At 69.3% G+C, this 20,120-nt stretch carries 22 protein-coding genes and 1 pseudogene; 16 read left to right on the top strand and 7 right to left on the bottom strand.

Annotation, left to right across the window (positions count from 1 at the left end; all coding sequences use genetic code 11):
- Nucleotides 1-95: 95 nt before the first annotated feature.
- On the bottom strand, nt 96-1,244 hold the full coding sequence (locus F8O02_RS00110; protein WP_179416262.1) for a Dyp-type peroxidase: 1,149 nt from the start codon (nt 1,242-1,244) through the stop codon (nt 96-98).
- A 409-nt stretch (nt 1,245-1,653) separates the two neighbouring features.
- Between F8O02_RS00110 and F8O02_RS00105 the strand changes: the two genes are divergently transcribed.
- Complete coding sequence (locus tag F8O02_RS00105) at nt 1,654-2,163, top strand: hypothetical protein (protein WP_158035171.1); 510 nt, start codon at nt 1,654-1,656, stop codon at nt 2,161-2,163.
- A gap of 27 nt (nt 2,164-2,190) precedes the next feature.
- On the opposite strand, the gene F8O02_RS00100 is transcribed toward F8O02_RS00105, so the two are convergent.
- Together F8O02_RS00100 and F8O02_RS00095 are read right to left on the bottom strand one after the other, a co-directional pair.
- Nucleotides 2,191-3,201 (bottom strand): sensor histidine kinase, encoded by a 1,011-nt coding sequence (locus F8O02_RS00100; protein ID WP_158035170.1) that lies wholly within the window; start codon nt 3,199-3,201, stop codon nt 2,191-2,193.
- Nucleotides 3,202-3,241: 40 nt separating this feature from the next.
- Nucleotides 3,242-3,886 carry a response regulator transcription factor gene (locus tag F8O02_RS00095; RefSeq protein ID WP_225734034.1) on the bottom strand — a complete coding sequence of 215 codons (645 nt, stop codon included), beginning with the start codon at nt 3,884-3,886 and terminating at the stop codon, nt 3,242-3,244.
- A gap of 769 nt (nt 3,887-4,655) precedes the next feature.
- Between F8O02_RS00095 and F8O02_RS00090 the strand changes: the two genes are divergently transcribed.
- From F8O02_RS00090 to F8O02_RS00070, 5 genes are all read left to right on the top strand, one after another.
- Nucleotides 4,656-5,588: an FAD:protein FMN transferase gene (locus F8O02_RS00090; protein WP_158035168.1), complete on the top strand. Its 933-nt coding sequence runs from the start codon at nt 4,656-4,658 to the stop codon at nt 5,586-5,588.
- On the top strand, nt 5,585-6,187 hold the full coding sequence (locus tag F8O02_RS00085) for a ferric reductase-like transmembrane domain-containing protein (RefSeq protein WP_158035167.1): 603 nt from the start codon (nt 5,585-5,587) through the stop codon (nt 6,185-6,187). The genes F8O02_RS00090 and F8O02_RS00085 overlap by 4 nt, the downstream gene beginning before the upstream one ends.
- 56 nt (nt 6,188-6,243) lie before the next feature.
- The gene (locus tag F8O02_RS00080) at nt 6,244-7,422 is read left to right on the top strand and encodes an NADH-ubiquinone oxidoreductase-F iron-sulfur binding region domain-containing protein (protein WP_179416263.1); all 1,179 of its coding nucleotides are present in this window, start codon (nt 6,244-6,246) and stop codon (nt 7,420-7,422) included.
- Nucleotides 7,419-7,676 carry a ferredoxin gene (locus F8O02_RS00075; RefSeq protein WP_158035165.1) on the top strand — a complete coding sequence of 86 codons (258 nt, stop codon included), beginning with the start codon at nt 7,419-7,421 and terminating at the stop codon, nt 7,674-7,676. Before F8O02_RS00080 ends, F8O02_RS00075 begins: the two co-directional genes overlap by 4 nt.
- Before the next feature lie 199 nt (nt 7,677-7,875).
- Nucleotides 7,876-8,616: a VIT1/CCC1 transporter family protein gene (locus tag F8O02_RS00070; RefSeq protein ID WP_158035164.1), complete on the top strand. Its 741-nt coding sequence runs from the start codon at nt 7,876-7,878 to the stop codon at nt 8,614-8,616.
- An 18-nt stretch (nt 8,617-8,634) separates the two neighbouring features.
- On the opposite strand, the gene F8O02_RS00065 is transcribed toward F8O02_RS00070, so the two are convergent.
- The gene (locus F8O02_RS00065; RefSeq protein WP_158035163.1) at nt 8,635-8,976 is read right to left on the bottom strand and encodes a DUF2200 domain-containing protein; all 342 of its coding nucleotides are present in this window, start codon (nt 8,974-8,976) and stop codon (nt 8,635-8,637) included.
- 11 nt (nt 8,977-8,987) lie between these two features.
- Nucleotides 8,988-9,416: an ArsR/SmtB family transcription factor gene (locus tag F8O02_RS00060; protein WP_158035162.1), complete on the bottom strand. Its 429-nt coding sequence runs from the start codon at nt 9,414-9,416 to the stop codon at nt 8,988-8,990.
- A gap of 92 nt (nt 9,417-9,508) precedes the next feature.
- On the opposite strand from F8O02_RS00060, the gene F8O02_RS00055 reads away from it, so the two are divergent.
- Genes F8O02_RS00055 through F8O02_RS00040 form a run of 4 tightly spaced genes read left to right on the top strand, consistent with a single transcriptional unit; the run spans nt 9,509 to nt 13,569 of the window.
- Nucleotides 9,509-10,132 (top strand): cation transporter, encoded by a 624-nt coding sequence (locus tag F8O02_RS00055; RefSeq protein ID WP_158035161.1) that lies wholly within the window; start codon nt 9,509-9,511, stop codon nt 10,130-10,132.
- 24 nt (nt 10,133-10,156) lie between these two features.
- Nucleotides 10,157-11,032, top strand: coding sequence for an arsenite methyltransferase (arsM, locus tag F8O02_RS00050; protein WP_404821165.1), 876 nt, complete (start codon nt 10,157-10,159; stop codon nt 11,030-11,032).
- Nucleotides 11,029-12,120, top strand: a complete 1,092-nt coding sequence (gene arsB, locus F8O02_RS00045; RefSeq protein ID WP_225734033.1) for an ACR3 family arsenite efflux transporter — start codon at nt 11,029-11,031, stop codon at nt 12,118-12,120. The genes arsM and arsB overlap by 4 nt, the downstream gene beginning before the upstream one ends.
- Nucleotides 12,121-12,171: 51 nt before the next feature.
- Nucleotides 12,172-13,569, top strand: a complete 1,398-nt coding sequence (locus F8O02_RS00040; RefSeq protein ID WP_158035160.1) for an FAD-dependent oxidoreductase — start codon at nt 12,172-12,174, stop codon at nt 13,567-13,569.
- On the opposite strand, the gene F8O02_RS00035 is transcribed toward F8O02_RS00040, so the two are convergent.
- Both F8O02_RS00035 and F8O02_RS00030 read right to left on the bottom strand, forming a co-directional pair.
- On the bottom strand, nt 13,533-14,405 hold the full coding sequence (locus tag F8O02_RS00035) for an aldo/keto reductase (RefSeq protein WP_158035159.1): 873 nt from the start codon (nt 14,403-14,405) through the stop codon (nt 13,533-13,535). The two genes, F8O02_RS00040 and F8O02_RS00035, sit on opposite strands and share 37 nt — an antisense overlap.
- 191 nt (nt 14,406-14,596) lie before the next feature.
- Nucleotides 14,597-15,775, bottom strand: coding sequence for an MFS transporter (locus tag F8O02_RS00030; protein ID WP_218859534.1), 1,179 nt, complete (start codon nt 15,773-15,775; stop codon nt 14,597-14,599).
- Nucleotides 15,776-16,122: 347 nt separating this feature from the next.
- Here F8O02_RS00030 and F8O02_RS00025 point away from each other — a divergent pair, with 347 nt between their 5' ends.
- The 6 genes and pseudogenes from F8O02_RS00025 to F8O02_RS00005 all read left to right on the top strand — a co-directional run.
- On the top strand, nt 16,123-16,527 hold the full coding sequence (locus tag F8O02_RS00025; protein WP_318655759.1) for an ArsR/SmtB family transcription factor: 405 nt from the start codon (nt 16,123-16,125) through the stop codon (nt 16,525-16,527).
- Complete coding sequence (locus F8O02_RS09065) at nt 16,524-17,588, top strand: P-type ATPase (protein WP_218859536.1); 1,065 nt, start codon at nt 16,524-16,526, stop codon at nt 17,586-17,588. The genes F8O02_RS00025 and F8O02_RS09065 overlap by 4 nt, the downstream gene beginning before the upstream one ends.
- On the top strand, nt 17,479-18,483 hold the full coding sequence (locus F8O02_RS09060; RefSeq protein WP_225734064.1) for a heavy metal translocating P-type ATPase: 1,005 nt from the start codon (nt 17,479-17,481) through the stop codon (nt 18,481-18,483). Before F8O02_RS09065 ends, F8O02_RS09060 begins: the two co-directional genes overlap by 110 nt.
- Nucleotides 18,484-18,542: 59 nt before the next feature.
- The gene (locus F8O02_RS00015; RefSeq protein ID WP_158035157.1) at nt 18,543-18,914 is read left to right on the top strand and encodes a PadR family transcriptional regulator; all 372 of its coding nucleotides are present in this window, start codon (nt 18,543-18,545) and stop codon (nt 18,912-18,914) included.
- Nucleotides 18,911-19,780: an ABC transporter permease gene (locus tag F8O02_RS00010; protein WP_158035156.1), complete on the top strand. Its 870-nt coding sequence runs from the start codon at nt 18,911-18,913 to the stop codon at nt 19,778-19,780. The genes F8O02_RS00015 and F8O02_RS00010 overlap by 4 nt, the downstream gene beginning before the upstream one ends.
- Nucleotides 19,781-19,922: 142 nt before the next feature.
- Nucleotides 19,923-20,120, top strand: a pseudogene (locus tag F8O02_RS00005) (ISL3 family transposase); the annotation flags it as partial.

Raw genomic sequence — 20,120 nt, 5'->3', positions numbered from 1 at the left:
CAGGCTTCAGGTGCGCCCCGCGCGCCTGCCCGCACCCCTGGTGCCAACAGTGTGTGTAGGACGGCGCCGGTGTTCTGCTCCGTGTGGATGGGGCGTTAGCCGAACAATGATGTGCAGAATGGCCGGCCGGCATCGAAGCCGGGTGGCAGCAGCCATGAGCCGCTCGCGACCGCGTGTGCGTATGTCAGCAAACGGTCCCGGGTGCCGGTGCTCTCGACCGAGTTCGGGCTGTCGCCCTGCATGCGCAGCATGGTGCTGGTAAAGGTGTCGAGGTTGCGCATGAAGCAGGTGAAGAGCAGCCCCTGGTCGTCGGCGTCGTCGAGCACTGCGCCCCGGGATGCGCCGGCCCGAGCTGTCGAGGTCCGGCCGGTCGCGCCGTTCTGATACGAGTATCCGCGCCGCAGCATGAGCAGACTGCCAGTGAAGGCCGGGTGGGCGGCACGCATGTGCGAGCCATTGGGGATGAGGTAGTCGCCCCGCTGCGAGCGTGCGAGCATGTCCCCTTGGTCGGTGATCTGTCCGCCGGAGAGGGGAGCTCCCGAAACGCGTTGGCGGCCGATGATCGCATCGCGTCGGGCGGCCGAGAGTGCGCGGAATCGGGTGACGTCGAGGCGGAACTGGCGTACGACACAGAGCGTGCCGCCGGCCGCAGGGCCGTCCGGCAGCCAGACGTTCTCGGTGAGCTCGGTGTCGCCGTGGGGCACGATCACGCCGTCGTGATAGCCGAGCGGGTTACGGGCGATGCCGGCCTCGCCTGCTGCGCGGTAGCCGGCCTGTGACCGCAGCGGCCGCACGCCGTCGAGGTCGCCGAGCAGTGCGGCGGTCGCGCCGGCAACGACGGCGGCGTCGGCAGCGTAAGCGAGCACGAGTAGGTCGCCGCCGAGGTGGGCGTAGTCGAGCCGGTCGTCACCGTCGAAGCGGGGCAGGGCGTCGGCGCCCGGCAGGTCGGCGCCGATCGTGCGCACGGCGTCGGGGCCGAGTCCGATGGTCAGGGTGAGGTCGCCGGGGCCGTCGGGCACTGTGTCGGTCGGGTCGAAGCGGCGGCCGTTGATCGTCGTCGGGGCGCCTGCGGTGATCGTGAGAATGCGCTGTCCGAGGGTGTCGAGCAGTGTGCGCAGCCAGTCGCGTGCGTCGCCGGCGTTGCCGTCGTGCAGCGGATCGAGCCGCCAGACGCTTGTGAGCCCGCGGGCCTGGGGGCGGGCGGGCAGGTCGATGCCCGCCTGGTGCGTTCCGGTGGCTGGCACGGGGGCTCCCCGCAGGAAGCCGGCGTCGGCCGTCGCCAGATCGTCTGGGCCAGCGCCGGCAGACTCCGGTGCGGACGCGCGCCCGATGCCGAGCCCCGCACCCGCTCCGAGCCCCGCGCCGACGGCCAGCCCTCCGCCCCCGAAGAGCAGCTGCCGGCGCGTGAGCCCGTGGTGTGCGACAGGGGTCTCAGATCGGTCGCCGTCGGCAGTGCGGGCACCTTCGACCAGATGACGGGTTCTCATTTCGCTCACCATAACGACCTCTGTCGGGAGTCTCATCGGAGAGAAGCCTCAACTCGCTTCCAATGCCTCAATGGTGAAGGCCATGGGGATATCTGGGCGGTTTCTGTGAAGTGCCCCCCTACTGTGCCGTTCATTCGGTGATTTTGCTGTTTGGAAGGAGAATGTTGTGTTCGATCTGGTCGCTGGTTTGCCGTGGCATGTCCTGGTCGTGCATGCGGTCGTGGTCGTTGGTCCGTTGGCCGCGTGTGCCGCTGTCGTCTATGCGGTGTGGGGCCGATCGCGCTCCTGGCTGCGGTGGCCGCTGGCGGTTGCGGCGGTGGTCGTCTTCGTCTCGGCGATCGTCGCGAACAGCAGTGGCGAAGCCCTGCAGCGGCGCGTCGAGGCTTCGGTGCGTTCCGGGGCGACGTCGTCAGCTGAGTTCGCCCTCGTCAGCGACCATGTGGATGTCGGCAGTGTGGCAGCCGTCGTGTGCGCCGGTTTCGCGCTCGGTGTGCTCGTCTGCGTGTTCTGGCTGCTGCCCCCACGGCGGAGTCCTGTCCTCGCCGGCGTCGCGCACGGTCTCTTCCCGGCCGCGGTGAAGGTCGCCATGGTGCTCGTCAGTCTTGTCGTGATCGGTGCCGTCGTGTGGGCGGGGCATTCTGGGGCGGCGGCCGCGTGGACGGGTCGTCTCGGGTGATGCGGGCGCGGCCGACTGGACGTGCCGTCAGCCGTCGCTGACCCGGACGGACGAGACTCGGGGTATTCGCAGCAGGAAGCTCGTGCCGTCCGGTGAGGTCGATTCGACGCTGATCGACCCCCCGCAGTGGTCGGCGATGTCTCGGACGAGCGCGAGGCCGAGACCGAAGCCACGTCGGTGCCCGGTCTCGGTGGTGTGCGCGAAACGCTCGAACACGGTCTCGGCGGTGACCCCCCGGAGCCCCGGCCCGCGATCCGAGACGTGAAGCTCGACCATCCCGTCCGGTGAGACGCTGACGGCGACGGTCACCTCTGCATTGCTCGGCGAATGCTGGATGGCGTTGTCGACGAGCGCGATCACGGCCCGCCGGAGGGAGACGGGGGCGATGGCGACCAGCGGGTCGCCGTCCACCGTGAAGACGAGAGCGACGTTCCCCTGCTCGGCGATCGGCTCGAGCGAGCGCACGGCTTCACCCACGACCTCTGCAACGTGGGTCGGGCGGCCGTCCCATCCCGCGCCCTCGGCGGAGATGAGCAGGTCGTCGAGGACGTCCGTGAGCGACTGCGCGTCCGCTCGCAGGCGGGCTGCGACGTCGTCGACGGGTTCGCCGCGGGCGAGGCGTCGCTGCAGGATCTGGACGCGTGAGCTCAGCACGGTGAGCGGTGTGCGCAGCTCGTGACTCGCGTCGGCCACGAAATGCCGTTGCAGGCTGAGCGCCCGGGCGATCGGCACGACGGCCCGTCGGGCGGCGAGCCAGCCGACGAGGCCGGTGAGAAGCACGCCGACGGCGCCGAGCACAATGATGAGCAGCACCGCCTGGTCGCGGTCGATGATCCAGTCGCCGTCGGGCCGGTGCATGCCGTGCCCGAGCGAGCCCAGATGCTCGGCCTGCTCATGACGGGAGCGGAGCGAGATGGTGACAGAGAGGGCGATGACGCCGAGGATGGTGAGCGCGGACGCTGCCAGGGTCACCTGCCACCCCACTGCCCGGGCGGTCCGGCGCACTCGGCTCTCATCGTCGACCGGGGGCGTTCTCATCGGAGAGCCTGTGCATGCGAGCGAACGGTCGCCGAGACATTCATGCGTCCGTCCCGAGCCGATAGCCGTGCGAGCGCACGGTCTCGATGACGGCCTTCGAGGTTTTCCTGCGGATATACGAGACATAGGTGTCTACGGTGCCGGGACGGTCGTTCGGGCTGAACACGGCGCTGAGGATCTCCTGCCGCGAATAGACGTGGTGCGGGCTGTCGCTGAGCAGGCGCAGCAGCTCGTTCTCGGTCGTGGTGAGTGTGGCCCGGTGCCCGTCGGGGAGGTAGACGGTCGCGTTGCCCGGCGTGTACAGGGCCTGACCGATGTACCGGCGTGCCCCCTCGGCCTGGAAGCCGCGGCGCAGCGCGCGCAGCCTGGCAAGCAGCTCGTCGAAGTCGAACGGCTTCACCAGATAGTCGTTGGCACCGCCGTCGAGACCGGTCACGCGGTCGTGGATGGTGCCGAGAGCGGTGAGCATGAGCACAGGGGTGCGGATGCGGGCCTGCCGGATGCATCCAATCAGTGAGACACCGTCCATGCCGGGGAGGCGTCGGTCGACGACCATGAGGTCGGACGGTTGGGAGAGGATCGCCCGCAGCGCCTGCTCCGCTGTCGGGAACACGCTCACGTCATAGGTCTCGGAGAGGACCTCTTCGAGCATGCCGGCGAGCTCGGCGTCGTCTTCGACGACCACGAGGGCTGGCAGGCTGCTTCTTCGCCCTGACGGTAGCGGGCGTCCCGAGACCGGCATGCGCGAACTCGTCCTCTCGATGATGTCTGCCTGCATGTGCGGACACCCCCTGCCTCTCGTCATGTGAATCGGCGCTCCGGCCGTCCGGCGCGGTGTCGGGTGAGTCCGATGCGCCCATTCTGCGTGCTCCCTTCTCATCTTCCTCTCAGAAACCTACGGGTGCGGCGAGGCGGGCTTGTCCGATGCTGTCAGGATTCTGAGATCTGCTGTGAGCTGCCTCAGACCGACGGATTCTGGGGATTGTCTGGGAGCGCCCGTCCGCACACTGATCGCTGTTCCGGGACATCCGGGCGACAGGCTGCGGAGAGGACATCAGGATGGGCATTCGGGAGAACGGCGAGAGACATGCGCGAGCGGCGACCGCGTGGCTGGTGGCGGGCGGGGCTCTCACGGCCACGGTCGCGAGTCTGGCCATCGGGGCCGGCATCGCGTCGAGCTCCGATTCGACGGCGTCGTCCGAGGTCTCGGACTCGTCAGGATCCGATGGCGGCGCGACCGGCGGTGACACGGATGACGGGGTGCGATCGGCGCCGGGCGTGACCCCGCAGCAGGACGACGGCTCGTCGGAGTCGTCGGACGGCTCGGGCTCGTCGGACGGTGACGGTTCCTCGTCCGGCTCGGTTCCGACTCCGCCCGGCGACGGCTCGTCGACGGGACGATCCGGCTCGTTCGGATCGGGATCGGGACGCGTGCAGACGGAATCGAGGGGATCATGAGCGCGGGAGTGACGGGCATCCGCGAGACCCGCTGGCGGGAGTGGACCGTCGACGTCACCGTGCTGACCACGGCGGACATCCCCGAGGTGCACGAGACTGCCGTCGCGCTGGTCCGGCGCCAGATGGACGAGGTCGCGCGGGCCTGCGACCGTTTCGATCCCGGCTCCGAGCTGTCGCGGCTCAACCTCGAGCACTCGAGGTCGAGGCGGGTCTCGCCGCTGCTGGCAGACTTCGTCCGGGCCGCCCTCGAAGGCGCCGCACGCACGCAGGGCGCGCTCGATCCGACACTCGGCGCCGATCTCACCGGACTGGGGCTCACCGCCCGAACCGGTCGACGGTCACGGGTCGTCGCGCTGCGTCCCCGAGACCGGGTGCACGACTGGAGAGACGTGCGACTGGCGGACGGGTTCATCGAGATGCCGGCCGAGCTGCAGCTCGACCTCGGGGCGACTGCCAAGGCGCAGGCGGCCGACTGGAGCGCTGAGAGGATCGCCGAGCGGCTCGGCGTCGGCGCGCTCGTCAATCTCGGCGGCGATCTGGCCACCGTCGGCCGAGCGCCGGCAGACGGGTGGCAGGTGCGGGTGCGGGACGTCGACGGCGACCCGGCGGACCTGATCGCCCTGCGCGGCCGGATGGGCCTGGCCACTTCGAGCAGTCTGCACCGGCGGTGGATCGACTCGGGTGAGGCCATGCACCACATCCTCGATCCGGCCACGGGCCTGCCATCCGCCGATCCCCCGCGAACGGTGAGCGTGGCTGCGCCGACCTGTCTCGAGGCCAATGTCTGGGCCACGGCGATGCTCGCCCGTCCGGACGATGTCGACACGCTGGTGCGCACCGCGCGACATCCTGTCCGCGTCGTCGATCACGACGGTCGCGTGCGTCGTTTCGCAGGGTGGCCCGCACCGCGAGCGGAGGTGGCGGCATGAGTTCGGAGGACTTCTGGGCGGCGGGGAGGGGCTTCGGCGTCGTCGCGCTCGTCATGCTCACGCTCAGTGTCGTGCTCGGCGTCGTCGCGCGCTCCGGGCGCCCCGTGCTCGGCATGGAGCGCTTCGCCTGGCAGCGCATCCACCGGGACGCGGCGCTGACCGCGACCGGGCTCGTCACCATCCACGTGACGTCGCTGCTCTTCGACTCGTACGCCCGGCTGCGGCTCATCGACCTCGTGATGCCGATGATCGGCGCCTACAAGCCCTTCTGGCAGGGATTGGGCACTCTCGCGGTGGACATCCTCATCGCGGTCGTGCTCACCGCGCTGACCCGCGGATGGATCGGTCAGCGTGCCTTTCACGTCGTGCACTGGGCGACGTATGCGCTGTGGCCCATCAGCGTGCTGCACGGCCTCGGTAACGGCACCGACGCGGGAGAAGGGTGGTTCATCGGGCTCACGATCGCCTGCTGCGTCGCGGTCGTCGCGGTCGTCGCCTGGCGGGTCGGTGGTCGGTTCGAGGAGACCGCGTCACGTCGGCGTCAGGCGATGCCGGCTGGTGACCCGCGCCGTCTGGTGCGAGAGAGGAGCCGAGGATGAGCACACGGGAAGCAGACACTGCGACACTGGGACCGATTGGGCGGAGACCTCTCGCGATGACGATCGCCGATCAGGCCGGCCCTCTGCTGGCGGGGCGGGGATCCGATCTCGCACAGCATCGGCGGCTCTACGGCGACATGCCCGCACACGACGGCACCGCACTCGCCCGGCTGCTCGATGAGTCTGGGCTTACCGGGCGAGGCGGGGGAGGCTTTCCGACCGGCACGAAGCTGCGCACCGTCCTCGCCCAGCGCCGCAGACCGGTCGTCATCGCCAACGGAAGCGAGGGCGAGCCGCTGAGCGCGAAGGATTGCACGCTGCTCACCGTCAACCCGCACCTCGTCATCGACGGCGTGCTCGCGGTCGCGCAGGCGACCCATGCCGCCGAGGTGGTCATTGTCGTCCACGACGCGCAGGCTGGCATCCTGCGACGAGCGCTGGGCGGGCGGCCGGATGCGGCACGGATCACGGTGACGTCGGCTGGCGACCGGTTCATCTCCGGTGAGGCATCGGCCGTCGCCTCGAGAGTTGAAGGAGGAGACGGACTGCCGTTCGATCGGACACGCCCGATCGCGCAGGAGGGACCCGGCCGGCGACCGCTGTTCGTCGGCAATGTGGAGACCTTCGCCGACATCGCCCTGATCGCGCGCTTCGGCGCCGGCTGGTTCCGGCGGCTCGGCGGCGGCGAGCCTGGCACCAGACTCGTGACGGTTACCGGTGACGTGGGCCACCGCTGCGTCGCCGAGGTGCCTGTGGGGGAGCCCGTTGGCCGCATCATCGAGACGGCTGGCGGCGCACCGCGTGGGTCTGTCGCCCTCGTAGGCGGATTCAGTGGCGGATGGATCGGCGAGACCGACTGGGACGTGGCGCATGACGATTCGGCCCTGTCCGCATACGGCGCACGAGTCGGGGCGGGCATCGTCCACGTCATCGGCCCCGCTCGATGCCCTCTGCGATTCGGCGGCAGCGTGCTCGCCTTCCTCGCCGCGCAGTCGGCGGGGCAGTGCGGGCCATGTCTGTTCGGGCTGCCCGCCCTGTCCGCCGCGTTCGACCGTGTCGTCCACGGCGTCGCAGGGCCGCACGTCCAGCAGCGCGTCGGAGATCTCGCCGCGGCCGTCGACCATCGCGGCATGTGCCACCACCCCGACGGGGCGGCGGCCTTCGCCCGAGCGACGCTGGCCGCTTTCCCCGATGAGATCATCCGCCACCGAAATGGAAGGTGCCACAGACCATGACCCGCAACCAGGCCGCCCTCACCCTGCACATCGACTGGTCCAAGTGCGACGGCCGAGGGCTCTGCGCCGAACTGCTGCACGAACGTATCCGACGCGACGAATGGGGCTACCCGGTCGTCCGGGGCGGCAACGACGACCCGGTGCCGGCACCGTTGACGTCAGCGGCGGTCAAGGCCGTGCGCGCGTGCCCGCTCGCCGCCCTGCACCTGGTGCGGATGACTCGAGACGGAGCTCCACACGGCAGACGGGCGTGACACGCGATGCGGACGGTCTCGCAGCACGCGCTGGTCCACGTCTGACCTTGTGAAGGGGCTGTCACCTCGGCGACGGCGAGCCTCTCCTGCGTTGTCGGACGAGTCGTGCGTCCATACGCTGATTGGTCAGCGGATGCCGCCTGCGTCGGAGCCTGCATGTGGGTCGCCGCTATCCGTTCAGAGAGGTCGAGGGGCACACATGAGCGAGGTCGAAGAACTCGAGACGGACACGCCGCACGCCCATGAGGGCGAGCAGCACGAGGGCACCGTCGATCAGAAGCTCAACTGGCTGCGAGCCGGCGTGCTCGGCGCCAACGACGGCATCGTGTCGACCGCAGGTGTCGTGATCGGCGTCGCGGGAGCGACCGACAGCCCGCTGCAGATCGTGACCGCCGGCGTCGCGGCGCTTGTCGCGGGCGCGTTCTCGATGGCCGGCGGCGAGTACGTCTCGGTGAGCACGCAGCGTGACACCGAGCGCGCCCTCGTCGCCAAGGAGCGCTGGGAGCTCGAGACGATGCCGGAAGCGGAGCTGAAGGAGCTCACCGACATCTACATCGGCAAGGGGGTCTCGCCGCAGGTCGCCGCTCTCGTCGCCCGCGACCTGACCGGGCACGACGCCCTGCGCGCGCACTCGGAGGCCGAGCTCGGTATCGATCCGGACGAGCTCACGAGCCCTTGGGCGGCTGCGTTCTCGTCGCTCGTGTCGTTCACGGTGGGTGCGCTCATCCCGCTACTGGCGATCCTGTTGCCGGTGTCGTGGGCGATCTGGGCGTGCGCGGGCTCGGTGGCCGTCGGGCTGGCCGCGGCCGGATGGATCAGCGCCCGGCTCGGCGGTGCCCCCGTGCTGCCCGCGGTCGTGCGCAACGCGGGCATGGGCGTGCTCACAATGCTCGTCACGTACGGGATCGGCGCCCTGTTCGGCACTGCCGTCGGCGCCTGAGCAGCGTGCGGTGTCGTCTCACCTGCGCAGGATCTTCTCGATGTCCTTGCCCTGGGCCAGCTCATCGACGAGCTTGTCGAGGTAGCGGATCTGCTGGGTGAGTGGATCCTCGATGTCTTCGACCCGTATGCCGCAGATGACACCAGTGATCTTCGATGCATTCGGGTTGAGCGATGCCTGGGCGAAGAAGTCCTGGAAAGTCGTGCCCGCGTCGAGCAGTTCGTGCACATGCACCGAGTCGAAGCTGGTCAGCCATGAGATGACCCGATCGAGCTCGGCGACGGTGCGGCCCTTTCTCTCGACCTTCTGTACATACAAGGGATACACAGACGAGACGCTCAGCTGAAAAACACGTTGCATCCTGTCCGAGCTCATGAGGCTGTCACCGCCTGCCGTGAATCCGCCATGGAGTTGGAGCAGGGAGAGGACCGGGCGATCCGGGCGACGAGCTCGCCGAGCTCTGCAAGCGCGTCGGGCTGGATCGTGTAGTGGGCCCATCTGCCTCGTTGTTCGCGGGTGACGAGGCCCGCCTCGGCGAGCAGCTTCATGTGGTGTGAGACGGTCGGCTGGGTGACTCCGAGGGGCTCGGTGAGGTCACAGATGCAGGCCGTGCCGCCGGGGTGTGCCGCAACGAGCTGTAGCAGCTGCAGCCGGGTGGGATCGGAGAGCGCCTTGAGGCGGCCGGCGAGGGCGCGACTGGCCCCCGGATCGGGCACGGGCTGGCCCGTCGGCACGCAGCAGTCATCCCGTTCATCCGTGGTCGGTGGGCGGAGCGCAGGGCTGGGGAGCGTTGCCTTCATGTCTGCCAGTCTGCCACTCGCATTGGCAGCTGGCTATACAATCGGCGACGGTGGCGTATTGATGAATGTCTATCCGGAGGGAAGTGTGGACGATGGGGGTCTCGGATGAGCGGGGCGCCGGGCGGAGGCTTCGTCGGATCACCGCTCTCGTGGTGGTGTTGAACTTCGGCTATTTCTGGGTCGAGGTCGCCGTGGCGCTGGCGATCGGCTCGGTGGCGCTGCTCGCCGACTCGGTCGACTTCCTTGAGGACACAGCGGTCAACCTGCTCATCCTCATCGCCTTCGGATGGCCGCTGCGCCGCCGGGCGGTGCTCGGCCGCATCCTGGCGCTCATCATCCTCGCCCCAGCGGTCGCCGCGATCTGGACGGCGGTGGCGAAGTTCGCGGATCCGACGCCCCCGGACCCGCTCTCGCTCGTGTTCACCTCTGGTGGGGCGATCGTGGTCAACGGTGTGTGCGCGCTGCTGCTCGCCTCGTTGCGCAATCGCGGCGGCTCCCTGTCGAAGGCGGCGTTCCTGGCCGCGCGCAACGACGTGTTCGCCAACGCCGCGATGATCCTCATGGGGCTCGTCACCGCGGCGACCCGCAGCGGCTGGCCCGACATCGTGCTCGGCCTGTTCATCGTCGCGCTCAACGCGACGGCGGCCCGTGAGGTCTGGCGGGCGGCCGGCGAGGAACGCCTCGCCGCGCAGGCGCTCGACCGCACATCGCATTGACAGACTTCTATGTCACGGTCCATGATGTTCATAGACAATCGTCTATTGGAATTCTATTGGAATGAGGGTGCGATGGCTGAGTCTGATCAACTCCAGGCGCAGGTGCGGGATCGATACGCCCAGGCGGCCAGGGCTGTCCAAGTGGGCGGACGGCGGATGCTGCTGGAGACCGGTGACTGCTGTGCGGGCGGCTGCTCGTGCTGTGCACCGTCTTCCGAGTCAGGCGCCGAGGTGGACGAACGGTTCGGCGTCGGCCTGTACCAGTCGGACACAGTGTCTGACGTGCCGGCCGATGCGCTGGCGGCGAGCCTCGGCTGCGGCAACCCCACGGCGGTGGCGGATCTGCACCCGGGCGAGCGGGTGCTCGACCTGGGCTCGGGCGGCGGCATCGACGTCCTGCTCTCGGCACGTCGAGTGGGGCCTTCGGGGTTCGCCTACGGCGTGGACATGACCGACGAGATGCTGGCGCTGGCCCGCGCCAATGCGGTGAAGGCCGGAGCCCGCAACGTCGAGTTCCGCAAGGGCACGATCGAGGACGTGCCGCTGCCCGACGCCTCCGTGGACGTGGTGATCTCCAACTGCGTCATCAACCTGTCGGTCGACAAACCTCGGGTGCTGGCCGAGATGTTCCGCGTGCTCGCTCCCGGCGGACGGGTGGGCGTCGCCGACGTCGTGGCCGAAGACGACGTGACGCCGGCCCAGCGCGCCGAGCGCGGCTCCTACGTGGGGTGCATCGCCGGGGCTCTCTCCCGCAGCGAATACCTGGACGGCCTCGCACACGCTGGCTTCGTTGATGCCAGTGTCGCGTTCACCCACGAGGTCGCCCCCGGCATGCATGCCGCCATCGTCACGGCCGCCAAGCCGACGGCAGGGGCAGCGGAGACAGGCGCGGGACGGTGACGGTCGCGACTCGGGCGCGGCCGCGGGCCGTCGCGCGACTCGGGACGGCCGACCGGCTGCTGCCGGTGTGGATTCTCGCCGCGATGGCCGGCGGCGTCGCTCTCGGGCGCGTCTGGCCGGGCCTGGCCGGCGTGATCGATTCGGTGCGCCTGGGGTCGACGAGTCTGCCGATCGCGCTGGGGCTGCTGCTCATGATGTATCCGCCACTGGCGAAGGTGCGCTACGGGGAACTCGGCCGGGTCGCCAACGACCGAAGGCTGCTGGTCGCCTCGCTCGTGCTCAACTGGGTCGTGGGCCCGCTGCTCATGTTCACGCTCGCGTGGCTGCTGCTGCCCGACCTGCCCGAGTACCGCACCGGTGTCATCATCGTCGGCCTGGCCCGCTGCATCGCGATGGTGCTGATCTGGAACGACCTCGCCTGCGGCGACCGGGAGGCCGCTGCCGTGCTCGTCGCGCTCAACGCGCTCTTCCAGATTCTCGCGTTCGCCGGGCTCGGCTGGTTCTATCTGCAGATCCTGCCCGCGTGGCTGGGCCTGCCAGCCACGTCAGCGGACTTCTCGTTCCCGCAGATCGCCGAGTCCGTGCTCCTCTTCCTCGGTGTGCCGCTGCTGGCGGGGTGGGCGAGCCGTCGCATCGGGGAGCGCACGAAAGGCCGCGACTGGTATGAGCATCGGTTCCTGCCCAAGGTGGGGCCGCTAGCCACGTGGGGGCTGCTCTTCACCGTCGTCGTGCTCTTCGCCCTGCAGGGCGACACGATCACCCGTCAGCCGTGGGATGTGGCCCGCATCGCCCTGCCGCTGCTCGCCTATTTCGCGGTCATGTTCGCTGCCGGGTTCATCCTCGGCCGCGCGCTGCACCTCGGCTACGAGCAGACGACGACCCTCGCGTTCACCGGGGCCGGCAACAACTTCGAGCTCGCCATCGCCGTCTGCGTGGGCACCTTCGGGGTCGCCTCCGAGCAGGCGCTGGCCGGCACCGTCGGCCCGCTCGTCGAGGTGCCCGCCCTGCTCGCACTCGTCTATGCGGCGCTCTGGCTGCGCGGCAGACTCTTCCGCGAGCCTCGCCTCGACCCCGCATCCCACGACTGAATTCTCCCCACCACCGACGGAGTCCACCCCAGGACGGAACGGAATCCCTGCATGCATCTGCTCGTCATCGGCGGCTCGGACGCCGGCATCATGGCCGGCCTGCGCGCCCGCGAACTCGACCCGGACGCCGACGTGACCCTCGTCGTCGCCGACGAGTATCCGAACTACTCGATCTGCGGTATTCCATACCACATCGCGGGGGATGTGGCCGACTGGCACGATCTCGCCCATCGCGCCCGCGCCGACCTCGAGGCCGCCGGGCTGCGTTTGCGTCTGGGCACGCGTGCGACCCGCATCGATCCTGCGGGCCACGCGGTCGAGGTGACCACTTCGTCCGGGGGCAGCGAGACCATCGGCTACGACCGACTGGTCGTCGCCACGGGTGCTCGGCCGGCCACCGCGGGCATCGGAGGGCTCACGGGTTCCGAGGCACTCGGCCCTTCCGACGGCGTGCACCAGCTGCACACGATCGACGACATGCATGCGGTGCAGCGCGACCTCGCCGAGCGCCAGCCGCGGACGGCTGCGATCATCGGTGCCGGGTACATCGGCCTCGAGATGGGCGAGGCGCTCACCCGGCGCGGGCTCGGCGTCACCCTGCTGCAGCGCGGCCCCGAAGTGCTGCCTACGCTTGACGCCGACCTCGGCCGGCTCGTCCACGGCGAGCTCGAAAGACACGGGGTGACCGTGCGCACCGGTGTCGCCGTGCACGCCGTCGAGCGGAACGGTGATGCTCTGGCCATCGCGGGCACCGGCGTGGACGGGCTGCAGTGGGTCGAGGCAGACATGGTCGTCGTGGTTGTCGGCGTGCGCCCGAACGCCGGCCTGCTCGCCGGGGCGGGCGCGAGCATGGGGGCCGCGGGCGCCATCGATGTGGACGACCACATGCGCACCGGGCTGCCTGACGTGTTCGCGGCGGGCGACGGCGTCACGACCAGGCATCGCCTGCTCGGCGACACGTGGCTGCCCCTTGGCACCACCGCTCACAAGCAGGGGAGGATCGCCGGCGAGAACGCGGTCGGCGGCGACGCGGTCTTCGCGGGCGTGGTGGGCACCCAGGTCGTGAAGGTCTTCGACCTCGTCGCCGCCCGCACCGGTCTGCGGGAGGCAGAGGCGGCTCGTGCCGGTCTCACGGCCCGCTCCGTGACCGCCGCGCCCGACGACCACAAGGCCTATTACCCGGGTTCGCATCCGATCTCGATCCGGCTCACCGGTGAGGCGTCCACGGGCCGGCTGCTCGGCGGCCAGCTCATCGGCGCCTACGGAACCGAGGTCGCCAAGCGCACCGACGTGCTCGCGACCGCGATCTTCACCGGGCTCACCCTGCCCCAGCTCTCGGATCTCGACCTCGCCTACACGCCGCCGCTCGCCGCACCGTGGGACGCCATCCAGTCCGTCGCACAGCTGTGGTGCTATGCGAGTTCGTCGGGGTCGGCGCCGACGCGCTGACCGGTGTCGAGGGCGGCGATGGCCTCGAAGTCCTCGCCGGTGAGCTGGAAGTCGAACACGTCGATGTTCTGGCGGATCCGGGCTTCGTGGACGGACTTGGGGATGACGATCAGCCCGTTCTCGATGTGCCAGCGGATCATGACCTGTGCCGGGGACTTGCCGTACTTGGCGCCGATCCGCTGCAGCTCTGGGGCGGTGAGCAGGGTGTTGGGCTTGGAGCTGTCGCCCCAGCCCGAGTTCGAGGTGCCGCCGAGTGGGCTCCAGGACTCGGTCGCGATGCCCCGGGATGTGTCGAAGGCCCGCGTCAGGTACTGGGGGAAGTGCGGGTGCAGTTCGATCTGGTTGACGGCAGGGACGATGCTGCCCTCGTCGAGGATCTGCTGGAGGTGGTGGGGCTTGTTGTTGCAGACGCCGATGGCCTTCGCTCGGCCCTCGCCGGCGATGTGCTCGAGGGCCTTCCAGGTGTCGACGAGCTTGCCCGCGCTGGGGACGGGCCAGTGGATGAGATAGAGGTCGACGTAATCGGTGCCGAGTCGCTTCAGGCTCGCGTCGAAGGCGCGCAGGGTGGCGTCGTAGCCCTGGTCGGCGTTCCACAGCTTCGTGGTGAGGAAGATGTCCTCGCGGGGCACGCTGGAGTTCTTGATGCCGCGGCCGACGCCCTCCTCGTTGCCGTAGATCCTGGCGGTGTCGATGTGCCGGTAGCCGGCGTCTGCGAGGGCGAAGCGTACGGCGGCCTCCGCCTCGTCGACGGGGGCCTGCCACACGCCCAGTCCGAGCTGCGGCATCTTCACGCCATTGTTCAGTGTGATATCGGGCACGTCTGCTCGTGTTGCCATAGTGCTGTCGTCTCCTTCGTTCTCAGTGCGATCTCTTCGCCTTTCCGTAACCTTCGTCACCCGGCGTCTCGGCCGGCTGACCCGCGTTCCGCCCTAGGGTGGCATTCGAGCACGTCGCCGTGCCGGGTTCTCGTCGACAGTGCACCAAGGATCCGGTCCAGACGGGACCATGGCGCCGATCGTCGCCTTCCTCATTCGTGTGCACCCTGGCGCCGCAGGACGAGGACGAGCAGCACGCATGCGATGACCTGGGCGATGATGACGAGGGTGGTCAGGAGTGCGACGTTCTCGTAGAGGGCGCCCGCTGTCAGACCGCTGGCGAGAGTTGCCACCCCTTGGAACACGGCGAGTCGTCCGAAGGCTGCTCCCCGATGTGTGGGGGCGACGAGGTCTGCCACGAAGGCCTTGATGGTGGAGTCCTGTATCCCGGTCGCCATACCCCAGAGACCGACCCCGATGAGCACGAGCGGCAGGTCGTCGGCCAGGCATGACGCCGGCACGAACGCGGTGAGCACCGGCACGATGATCAGCGTGCTGACTCCGTGCCGGTCGTACATCCGGCCGGTGGCCGGGGCGGCGACCGCGGCGACGAGCATTGCGAGCCCGTAGACCAGGGACACCGCAGGCGACGGCACGAGGTCTGCGTCCTCGAGGTGGAAGGTGATGACGCCGAACCCGATCAAGCCGAACGTCGTGAGGGCGGCGAACGTGGCGAACAAGACGAAGGTGGCGCGAGTCTTCTCCGTCGGCACTGCATCCGTCGCGCGGGGCGGGGTCTCTGCTGGGAGCCTCGGTCTGAGTACGGCTGTGTCTGGAACCTGCATGCGCATCCGGAGAAGCGTGATCATCGCTGCGGCGGCCGGGATGACGAGCCAGAGGAAGGCTGGCCAGTACGAGCCCTCGATGGCGGCGACCGCGGCGACGAGCAGCGGGCCGAGGAAGGCGCCGAGCTGATCCAGGGTCTTGTGAACGCCGAAGCCGGTGCCGTGCCCGACGGCTGCCGTGGCGTCGGCGAGCAGCACGGTCTTTGCGGGGCTTCTGATCGCTTTCCCTGTGCGTTCGGCGATGAGGAGCACGCTCGCGAGCGTGAGTCCGGCGCTGCCGGCGAACGGGGCGACGGCGAGCAGAGGAACGCTGAGAGCAGTAAGTGCGTAGCCGATGATCGTGAACCGCCAGTAGCGTTCCGTCCTGTCCGCCCATGGCCCGGTGAGCAGGCGGAGCAGGAGTGCGGCGGCGTCGGCGCCCCCGGTGACCAAGCCGACGACGAGTGCCGAGGCGCCCAACTGGGCCAGAAGAGCACCGTTGACGGACCTCGCACCGTCGGCGACCATGTCGGTGGCCAGGCTCACCAAGCCGAGTCCGAAGATCATCCGCCATGGGGAGAGACCGACTCGAGGTGTCTTCAAAGCCTGCACGACCGGGAACCTCCAGACTGACGCAGATAACGCACTCGCACAGGAGGGCAGCGGGGACATGACGCACCCTGCACGATTCGTTCTACTCTGCGGCCTCCGGCCCCTGCCAGCGAGGTGAGGCTGGCTTCGTTCGGTGGTGCCGTGCCTTCGTAGCGCGGCGCTCTGCCCGCACGGTGTCGGCTCCGGTCGCACGCCGGATTCGGATCCAGTACCCGAATCGGCGGGCACGCACAGAGCGGTGTTATTCTCTGCGTATGCATGCAGATACGCGGAGATGCACGTTCGGTGTCGACAGTCAGTATGTGGACCTCGCAGCGGAGGTGTTCTCGCTGCTGGCCGACGCCACCAGGCTGCGCATCATCCTGCTGCTGTCCAGAGGCGAGCGGTCGGTCGGGGATCTTGCGGAGTCGTTGCAGCGTTCTCCGGCCTCGGTGTCTCAGCATCTCGCGAAGCTGCGGTGGGGGCGCGTCGTCGAGACGCGGCAGGCGGGCACTCGTGTCTACTACCGGCTGGTCGACGAGCATGCGAAGGCGCTTGTCACGCAGGCCGTGTTCCAGGCCCAGCACGTGCTGGGCGGTGTTCCGGAGCACCACCGGGCCGGTGACGGCAGGATCACCGCCGAGTCGGGCGCGGGGGTCGAGCAGGATCGAGCGGCTGTGGGCAGGCAGGAGACCGCGGGGGAGCGGCCCGGGGAGCAGCAGGCATGAGCGTAGCGGCGGCCGATCCTGACGTGGTTGGGCAGGCTCGGCCGGGGCCGTTCGCGTCGTGGTGGCGCCGTGTCGATCCCGCCGATCTCGCGAGGATCGGGTTTGTCGGGGCGTGCGCGCTGGCCGTCGTCGTGCTCGCGGCGGTGGGCTCGCCTGCCTGGCTGCGCGTGGTGGTGGGCGTGGCGGGGCTTGTGGTCGGCTGCTGGTCGATCGCGGCAGAGGCGGCTTTGGACGTGTGGCATCGCCGGATGAGCATGGAGCTCTCCATGCTGCTCGCGATCGCCGCCGCGGCGGCGATCGGGGAGTGGGTCACCGCGCTCGTGATCACGGCGTTCGTGATCGCCGCCGAGATGCTCGAGGATCTCTCGATGGACCGGGGCCGCACGGCGCTCTCGGATCTGCTCGCCTTCCTGCCCCAGACGGTTCTCGTGATCCGGGATGGTCTGCCGGTCGAGACGCCCCTGGAGGAGGTGCGGGTCGCAGACCGTGTCCTCATCCGCCCGGGGGGACGCGTGCCGGTCGATGGCACGGTGCGCGAGGGGGCGAGCGACCTCGACGTGTCGCGCATCACTGGAGAGCCGGTGCCGGTGGCGGTCACGGCCGGCGACACCGTCGCGGCTGGCTCGATCAGTCTGACGGGCGGGCTCGAGCTGACCGTCGAGCGCACCGGCAGCAACTCTTCCTATGGCCGGATCGTCGCCGCGGTGCGGGCCGCGCAGCAGTCGGAGGCGCCGGTGCAGAGGCTCGCCGATCGTCTGGCGGGCTGGCTGGTGCTCGTGGCCCTGGCCGCGGCCGCGCTCACCTGGGTGGTCACGGGCGACGTGCGAGCCACGATCTCCGTCGTGATCGTCGCCGGGGCCTGCGGCGTGGCGGCGGGCACACCGCTCGCCCTGCTCGCCGCGATCGCCCGGGCGGCCCGGGCCGGCGCCTATGTTGAAGGACGCGGCCCATCTGGAACGGCTCGCACACGTCGACACAGTCCTCTTCGACAAGACCGGCACGCTGACGGTCGGGGCGCCGTCCGTACAGCGGATCCTTCCCGAACCGGGCTGGACCCATGACGATCTGCTCGCCATGGCTGCGGCGGCGGAGCGCGACTCGGAGCACCCGTTCGGGCAGGCGATCGCCCGCACTGCCCGCCGGCGTGGGGTGCGCGTGCCAGAGCTGGACGCCCCGCCGGGCTACGTGCCCGGGCGTGGCGTCACCGCGAGGGTCGGGGGTCGTGACGTGCGTGTGGGCACAGCGTGGCACGCGGGGGTCACCGGCAGTGAGGCGTCGAAGGGCGGGGACGAATCGACCGGCAGGGCGGACGAGGCGACCGGAGAGGTGGCGGCGAGGCGGGCACTGCCGGAGACCCCGGTCCATGTCGCCGTCGACGGCCGGCTGGCGGGAACCATCCTGCTGAGCGATCGTGTGCGACCGTCTGTTCCGGACTGCGGGAGACGACTGGAGGCGATGGGGCTCCGCACCGTCATGCTCACGGGGGACGTTGAGGCCGTCGCGCGTGACGTCGCAGCCCGCGTGGGCATCGACGACGTCCGCGCCGGCCTGCTGCCCACCGAGAAGCAGGCCGTGATCTCGCGCGAGCGCGCCGCGGGACGGACCGTCGCCATGGTCGGCGACGGCGTCAACGACGCCTCCTCGCTCGCCGCGGCCGACGTCGGCATCTCGGTTGCCACGGGCACCGACATCGCACGGGAGAGTTCCGACATCGTCCTCGTCGGCAGCGACCTCGCCGGTCTCGCCTCGGTCGTGACCACGGCGCGGCGCGCACGGGGCATCATCCTGTTCAACTTCATCGGGACGCTCGTCGTCGACGCCTTCGGCGTCGCGCTCGCCTCCGTCGGCCTGCTCGGCCCGCTCGCCGCCGCGATCTTGCACGTCGGCAGCGAGTCGGCGTTCATCCTGAACTCAGCCCGCCTCATCCCGGGCAGGCAGCCCCGCCGCACGGACTGAGGCAGTACCTTCGGAGCGTCATGCGGAATCGTAACCCGATATCGGTGTACGATACCTGCATGAGCGGAGAGTTCGTGCGCGCGGCCATCCTGCTGCACGTGCTGCATCATGCGGCCGAGCAGGCCGTCTACGGGCAGTGGATGATCGACGAGTTGGCCCGGCACGGCTATCGGGTGTCGCCGGGCACGATGTACCCGACCCTGCACCGGATGGAGCGGGACGGGCTGCTCGCCGGCGAGGACGTCGTCGTCGACGGTCGGCGGCGCAGGTTGTACTGCATCACACCGAAGGGCGAGGCGGCGCTGGACGAGGGACGTCGCGCAGTGCGCGAGCTCGCCGGCGAGGTGCTGCCGTCGACGGCCGATGGGGCGGTGACCTCGACTGTGGACGGCCGGGCATCGGGCGGCCGGTCGTCGGAGCACCGGGCATGATCTGGCTCTCCACCGCACTCGCGGTCGTCGCCCTCGTGAGTGTGGCCGTCGTCGTGCTCTCGGTGCTCGGGGTGCCCGAGCGTCTGTCTCCTGTTGTCGCCGTGCTGCGTGCGACCGCACAACTTGCAGCGTTGGGGCTGGTGCTGCAGGGCATCATCAACGATGTTCGGTGGATCGTTGTCGCGCTCATCGTGATGAACGCGGTCGCGGTATGGACGACAGCTCAGCGAGTGGATCTGCATGGCACTCGCGAATGGGCAGCTGCCGTAGGCGCGGTGCCGGCAGGTGCGCTGGCTGCTGCCGGGGTGGTGTTTGCGACCGGTGCGCTGCCGATGACGCCCGAGTATTTGTTGGCCTTCGGAGGCATCATGACGGGAAACTCAATGACGATTGCCTCACTGGCCGGCCGTGGCTTTTTCGACCGGGTGGGGGAGGGGTGGGATGAGATCGAGGGGTGGCTTGCGCTTGGCGCGCGTCCGGCACATGCTGCCAAACGGTTCGTGCGCCTTGCAGCCGGCCGTGCTCTGATGCCGTCGGTCGACCAAGCACGAACCGCCGGACTCGTGACGTTGCCGGGAGCATTCGTGGGGGCCGTCTTCGGCGGAGCCTCTCCAGTCGAAGCGGCACGCTTCCAGCTTGTCGTCTCGTCCGGCGTCATGGCGGCAGGGGCCGTGAGCGCGTTCGTCTTGCTGCAGATCCTGGCCCACATTGCTGTTCGACCACGTTTGGAGGCCGTGACGCAAGAGATCGACAAGTCGCCTCGGCAGCAGAATCTTATTCGAGAAGATATTTTCAAGGAATCTGGGAAAGGGGCTGTAACGGAGGCCCCGCAGGGGGGAGGAGATGTTGTCAAGAGGATGGATTGAGCAAGGCGTAGGAGAGTTTCCGAGTAATGTGGCTCTTCGCAGTTGAAGGTGTAGGCGAGGGGCGCCGGCCGGTTCGCAGATAGAGGTCGAGGTCTTCCAGAATGGAAGTTCCTACACTGCCCATTCGCCGGAAGACCTCGACATGCACCACCCTACGTTCGCGATCCCTGACCTGACCACGTTCTGCCGCCTCGACGAGCTCGGCCTTCAAGTCGTTGGGCAGCTGCTCGAGCCTGATCGGGCTGTGTTGGAGTGTCGTGTCCTCGACGACGACCCGTGGTGCCGAAAGTGCGGCGCGGAGGGCGTGCCGCGGGACACTGTGACGCGTCCGCTGGCGCAT

Origin of the sequence: Pseudoclavibacter caeni, assembly GCF_008831125.1 — a bacterium.
Taxonomy (GTDB): Bacteria; Actinomycetota; Actinomycetes; order Actinomycetales; family Microbacteriaceae; genus Pseudoclavibacter_A; species Pseudoclavibacter_A caeni.
Note: the sequence above shows the minus strand (reverse complement) of the source record. Positions and strands in the feature narration are given on the sequence as shown.